Source organism: Streptomyces sp. NPDC001027, assembly GCF_040299045.1.
In the GTDB taxonomy this organism is placed as follows: domain Bacteria; phylum Actinomycetota; class Actinomycetes; order Streptomycetales; family Streptomycetaceae; genus Streptomyces.
In genome coordinates this window covers 1-3,825 of record NZ_JBEPBI010000434.1, presented here as the reverse complement: position 1 = coordinate 3,825, position 3,825 = coordinate 1, and the positions used below count along the sequence as shown (strand labels likewise).

At 71.1% G+C, this 3,825-nt stretch carries 6 protein-coding genes and 1 pseudogene; 2 read left to right on the top strand and 5 right to left on the bottom strand.

Going from position 1 to position 3,825, the window contains the following annotated elements; translation table 11 throughout:
- Window positions 1-941 (top strand): annotated as a pseudogene (locus ABT300_RS42260) (hypothetical protein); the annotation flags it as partial.
- Between the two features lie 266 nt (window positions 942-1,207).
- On the opposite strand, the gene ABT300_RS42255 reads toward ABT300_RS42260, so the two are convergent.
- The 5 genes from ABT300_RS42255 to ABT300_RS42235 form a co-directional block, all read right to left on the bottom strand.
- Entirely contained in the window at window positions 1,208-1,423 is a 216-nt protein-coding gene (locus ABT300_RS42255) for a hypothetical protein (protein WP_351687981.1), read from the bottom strand.
- Window positions 1,424-1,494: 71 nt separating this feature from the next.
- The gene (locus tag ABT300_RS42250; protein WP_351687978.1) at window positions 1,495-1,893 is read right to left on the bottom strand and encodes a hypothetical protein; all 399 of its coding nucleotides are present in this window, start codon (window positions 1,891-1,893) and stop codon (window positions 1,495-1,497) included.
- Between the two features lie 24 nt (window positions 1,894-1,917).
- Window positions 1,918-2,112, bottom strand: coding sequence for a DUF8636 domain-containing protein (locus ABT300_RS42245; protein WP_351687975.1), 195 nt, complete (start codon window positions 2,110-2,112; stop codon window positions 1,918-1,920).
- A gap of 159 nt (window positions 2,113-2,271) precedes the next feature.
- Window positions 2,272-2,664: a nuclear transport factor 2 family protein gene (locus tag ABT300_RS42240; RefSeq protein ID WP_351687972.1), complete on the bottom strand. Its 393-nt coding sequence runs from the start codon at window positions 2,662-2,664 to the stop codon at window positions 2,272-2,274.
- Window positions 2,665-2,726: 62 nt separating this feature from the next.
- Window positions 2,727-2,864: a hypothetical protein gene (locus ABT300_RS42235; RefSeq protein WP_351687969.1), complete on the bottom strand. Its 138-nt coding sequence runs from the start codon at window positions 2,862-2,864 to the stop codon at window positions 2,727-2,729.
- Window positions 2,865-3,006: 142 nt separating this feature from the next.
- Here ABT300_RS42235 and ABT300_RS42230 point away from each other — a divergent pair.
- The coding region (locus tag ABT300_RS42230; protein WP_351687966.1) for a helix-turn-helix domain-containing protein at window positions 3,007-3,825 on the top strand (819 nt) is incomplete at its 3' end.

The following is a 3,825-nucleotide window of genomic DNA, read 5'->3' as shown; positions in this document are numbered from 1 at the left end:
AAACAGCTTGCTGTTTGCGGGGCGGTCAGTGCGAGTCGTTGCCGGGGTGGCGCTTGCTGGGCGCCACCCCCTGGCTCTCGCCCCGACGGTTCATCGCCGCCCGGGCCGGGCAGCGCGCCGACGCCTTGGCGATGGCCGAGGAGGCCCGACGCGCCGCACGTCGCCTGCCGCCCGCGGTTCCCCCGGGCCGGCTGTTCGCGATCAGCCCGGCCGCCGTCGACCTGTACACGGTCGGCGTGCACTGGGCCCTCGGCGACGCCGGCGCCGCACTCGAGGCCGGGAAGAACCTGCGGCCCGAGCAGTTCCCGACCGCCGAGCGCAGGGCTCGCCTGGGCGCCGACGTGGCGCGCGCCTGGTGGGCTTGGCGACGGCCCGAGCAGACCGCCCGCGCTCTGCTGGACGCCTACAGGGCCAGTCCCGGCGAGGTCTGCGACCGGCCCGCGATCCGCCGCATCGTCACCGAACTCACCGACCGGCACTCGCAGGTCGCCGAAGTACGCGCCCTGCACACCGCAGTGACACGCGCACGCTCACACCCGCAGGGCGGGCGCAGAGAGCGCGGCCGAGGGCCTGAACAGCAGATCCTTACGGTGCCCTCCACGAGAACATCCGCATTGATCTTGTCGAAGCCACCTGCAGGGACGCGCGTGTTCCGCGCGCGCCGGACGTGGTCGGTGTCCTGCCGCTGCGGCTATGAGGAGAGCCTTGAGCCGGCAGGGTGCGGCCAGACGCAGCTGGCCAGGGGTGAGCCGCAACTCGCCGCGGATCTCCGCTCCGGCTTTCGCCGCCGCAGCCTTTCGGGTCCGGGATGCTTCTCCCGAGTGCATCAGTACGGGGAGAAGAGGAGTTGCAGCTGGCCCGGGCCGGCAAAATCGGGGGGCTGGTCAGCAACGACCGCCAGACGGCGGCTGGGAGCTGGGCTCGACGTCGCAGCCGTGTGAGCCGGGGCCATCGGAGTGTGCGGGGTGGGTGCGGTGCTCATCGCGTCCTTGGAACTCTCTGGCCGTAGGCGGCCGGATCGGTAACAGGTCCCGCCCACACGTATGGACGCGCGGGCCGAGGCCACCCGGAGGAGGCACCCCTTGGTCGCGACCCGACGGTCACCACTCCCGGGTGTCCGTTATGACCCTTGCCCACCCCTTGACCGGATGGCTTGCCCGTAGTCGATGCCACACAGCCAAGGCCGTAGGGCGGCAGGGCGCAGAGCTCAGGGGCTGCCCGACTGGGTGACTCCCTGCGCGAGTTGGCCGACGACGTCGAAGACGGTCTGCCCGAACGCGGTAGGGGCGATCAGCACGCCGAAGACCAACACGATCACGACGGTCAGCTTCTCGTCGTTCCGGCTTCGGGCCTGTGTGCGCCGCCCCAGCCGCACAACGATGATGACAGCCAGCAGAACCGCAACATTGATCGACAGAACCACCGACCAGCCCTCCCCGTCACACGAACGTCCCAGCACACCTGTAGCCGGAACCACTCCACGCGGTGGGTTGATCACTGATCGTTGGCGGCAAAACGCTTCTGCCCGGCCGGATTTCCGGCCTTGACCAGCCCGCACAGCCGCGCACCGCCCATCGGAGCAGGTCCTGGGCCTCGTCCGGCGTCAGCACGGGCGGAGCCGTGGTTGGCCTCCGCGGGGGCGAAGTCGAGGCCGAGGTCGTCGTAGTCGTCGGTGATCAGGGCGATGTGGACGGCGGACGGCAGGTCACCGGGGTGAATGTCCGGGCGCGGCGGCGACCGGTTGCGGCCCCGGGGCGGTGTTGTCCCGGCCGGGGCCGCAGGTGAAGCGGTGTGGTGCTGCCGGATGCACAGCGCCGGCTGCTCGCGGACCTGGGTCTGTTCGAGTGAGGGACGGGCAGTGGCTGCTCGGCGTGGTGTGCGGCCTTCAGGCACTGGGCGGGCCCCGTCTCGCTGCGCTCAGGAGACGGGCTCGGGGACCTCGCCCGGCCTGACCGGCACGATCTCGACACGGGTGCAGCCCACGGCTTTGAGCTCGGTGCGGCGATGCTTCGCCGACCGTTTGTCGTACCTGCCGGCGGACGCCTGCGGGGTGCCGTCCGGGTCGGTCCACAGGAGACCGTAATGCTGCATCGTGCTCGTCATGGAGATCATCACTTCCCCTCCCCCGACGGCCGTAAGCACGCCGCAAGGCGGCCGGTGAACGATCGCACGGGAGTCGATCTCTCGGCGGCGTCTGCTCTCTTCGCGACGAGCGGGGCCCTCCACCCCGTTTCCCGTCGCCGGAGCCCGCGATCACGCCGCGCGGGCCGGTCACAAGCGGCTGTCGGGGGTGACCATGCGATTGTCCAGGCTCGTGATCAGGCCGTCGGCGTCGACGGTCGCGTGCTCGACGCCGCTGAGGGCCACCAGGCGGTCGTCGGTCCTGCGGGACGCGTGGAGCCAGCGCAGCTCGATCCTGCCGTCGTCGAGCACCGTGGTGGTCCACACGTGCTTGCTGTCCGCCATGGCCTGGGCGAAGCCCCCGTAGAGCTCCCTGAGAGCGGGGATGCCGACCAGCGGTTCCTGCCCCTCGAAGAGCTGCACGGTGGCGTCGGGCGCGAAGAGCGCCAGGATCTCCTCCACTGCCGTGGGATCGTGTGCCAGCCGGTCGAAGAGGGCGATGTACTGGTCGATCACCGAGGTGGTCGTCTGGGGCTGGGTCATTTGCGGTTCCTCCGTCATTTCCGGATCTTGAGAGCACGTGCTCGGGAGTGCTGGTGGCCCGGTCAGGGCCGGCTGTCGGGGGTCGCCGTGCGATTGCGCAGGCTCGTGATCAGGCGGTCGTCGACCCCGCGGGCCGCGTTGAGCCAGCGAAGTTCGACTCGGCCGTCGTCGAGCGCCGCCGAGTCGTGCACCGACGTCACGTGTTCGGCGCTGGTGTCCGGGGACGGGACACAGCCTGCGGGAGGGCGCGGAGGTCGCCCAGCCCCCGCTGACGCGTACGCTCGCCGTTCCTGCTACTCGCGGGGTGAGGCTCACGGGTGTACGGCGGTGAATACTTCGGGCATGGACGAGCACCCCGAACCCGTGCGAGCAGCCGGCGGCGGCCTGGACCGGCGTGCCGAGGTCGGCGCGTTCCTGCGCACCCGGCGCGCCCGGCTCGCGCCGAAGGACGTGGGCCTGCCCACCTATGGACGGCGCCGGGTGCCCGGGCTGCGCCGGGAGGAACTGGCCCTGCTCGCCGGGGTGTCCGTGGCGTACTACACGCGGCTGGAGCAGGGCGACGGGGGCAACGTGTCGGCGCAGATCCTGGACTCCATCGCGCGTGCCCTGCGGCTGTCCGACGACGAGCACGCCCATCTCACGCATCTGGCGAAGCCGAAGCCGGGCAGGAAGGAGCCGGCGGCGCCGGCCCGGCAGGTGCGGCCGGCGTTGCAGCACCTGCTGGACTCGTTCGACGGCGTGCCGGCGTACGTGGTGGGGCGCCGCACGGACATCCTGGCCTGGAACCGGATGGCCGCGGCGGTCTTCGGCGACTGGGCGCAGCTGTCCGCGCGGGAGCGGAACTGGTCGCGGCTGGTGTTCCTGCGTCCCGAGTGCCGCGATCTGTACGTGGACTGGGAGCAGAAGGCGTCGGACGTGGTCGGTTTTCTGCGCATGGACGCGGGCTGTCATCCGGAGGACCCGCAGTTGTCCGCGCTGGTGAGCGAACTCTCCATGCGGAGCGCGCAGTTCCGGCGGCTGTGGGCCGCTCATGACGTCAAGGCGAAGGGCTGCGGGACCAGGGACCTGCGGCATCCGCTGGTCGGCGAGCTCACCTTGTCCTTCGAGACGTTCGGTCTGGCCGACGCCGGCGAGCAGGCGCTGATCACGCATCACGCGGAG

Coding starts and splice junctions, on each gene's coding strand:
- ABT300_RS42240 (WP_351687972.1), bottom strand. CDS start 2,664: ATGACCCAGCCCCAGACGACCACCTCGGTGATCGACCAGTACATCGCC.
- ABT300_RS42245 (WP_351687975.1), bottom strand. CDS start 2,112: ATGATCTCCATGACGAGCACGATGCAGCATTACGGTCTCCTGTGGACC.